The sequence below is a fragment of the Caballeronia sp. LZ003 genome (assembly GCF_031451465.1).
Lineage (GTDB): Bacteria > Pseudomonadota > Gammaproteobacteria > Burkholderiales > Burkholderiaceae > Caballeronia.
The window spans coordinates 1-1,410 of record NZ_JARUXJ010000043.1; the positions used below are offsets into that span (position 1 = coordinate 1).

The following is a 1,410-nucleotide window of genomic DNA, read 5'->3' on the forward strand; positions in this document are numbered from 1 at the left end:
GTGACGGCGGTGTGCGGCTTCGACACGATGAGTCGGATTGCGCCCTTGCCTGCGTGTCCGCGTTCGGCCGTTGCGAGTTGGGTGGAAGCGTCCACCGTGCCGGGCTGAATCTTGTTGATGATGTTCGCGAGCGCCATACGTCCTTCGTCCTTCACGGCCAGAAACTTTGCGGATTCCGGCAGAACGAAAAACAGCATCACGGCGAACAGGAGCGGAACGATACCGCCGACCACCAGAATCGAATGCCAGCCGTGGGTCGGAACGAGATAGCTGGAGAGAAAGCCACCACCGGCTGCACCCAGCGTGAACCCGCAGTAAATTACCGTCACCATGACCGACCGATGCTTCTTGGGAGCATATTCGGATGCCAGCGTCGCGGCGTTCGGCTGCGATGCGCCCAGACCGAGTCCGGTCAGAAAGCGCAAGACAGAGAGCACTTCGACGTTCGGCGACCATGCGGATGCAAGACTCATCACGCCAAAGAAGATGACGGCGCCAATGATGACCTTGCGACGACCTAAACGGTCCGCCAGCGGCCCGCCGGTGAGCGCGCCGATTGCAAGGCCGAACAGCCCCATGCTGAGCACCGGACCAAGCGCGGCGCGGCTGATTTTCCAGTCAGCGATCAGCGCAGGCGCGATAAAGCCCATCGCGACGACGTCGAAGCCATCGAGAATCAGGACCACGAGGCTCAAAAAAAGAATTTTCCAGTGGAAGCCGGCAAACGGCCTCGAATCCAGGAATTCCTGGACGTTCAGTTGCTTGGCAGGGATGCTCATGTCGTCTCCGGGTTTCTTTGAATGCGGCGTGCTTAAAGCAGTCCGCGCATGTATTCGATGCTGTCGGCGATAGCCTTTTGGTCGTCTTCGTAGGCGGGATGCAGATAATCGATCTCGAGTGCAAGCAAGCCGGCATAGCCGTGCTTGCGTAGCTCGTCGAAGGCATGCGGAATGTCGATGAGACCTTGTCCCAGCGGCACGCTTGGCCAGAAAGCGAACTCGCGCGGATTGCCACTCTTTGCGGTGATGTCCTTGATGTGTGTCGCGCGTGCATACGGCGCGAGTTTCTCGATCGCGACCGCAGGGTCTTCGAGCATGCGCAGATTGTTGGCGGTGTCGAGGCACACGCCGAGCGCGGGCGAATCGACGATCTCGATAAGCTCGACAAGTTCGTCAGCGAGCAGGTCGATATGGTTTTCGATGGCGAGCACGACACCGTGGCTTCTGGCGTGGCTTGCGGCATCGCGCAGCAGCGGAATCAGACGGGCCTTGTGCTCCGACCAGTCATCGATGCGCGTGCGGCGGCCGCCGCAGCAAATGCGCATGACTTTTGCGCCGACCGCCGCGGCAATTTCCGTATGCCGCTTGAGGTCCGCCACTTCTTCCGGCGCCGCGCCCGAGTGCAGGCCAC

2 protein-coding genes are annotated in these 1,410 nt (G+C 60.6%); both read right to left on the reverse strand.

Translation table 11 applies throughout. The features are described from left to right. Nucleotides 1–779, reverse strand: a 779-nt coding sequence (locus QCE79_RS32750) for an MFS transporter (protein WP_309851567.1), incomplete at its 3' end; no start/stop codon positions are given. Nucleotides 780–811: 32 nt separating this feature from the next. After that, nucleotides 812–1,410, reverse strand: a 599-nt coding sequence (locus QCE79_RS32755) for a sugar phosphate isomerase/epimerase family protein (protein WP_309851570.1), incomplete at its 5' end; no start/stop codon positions are given.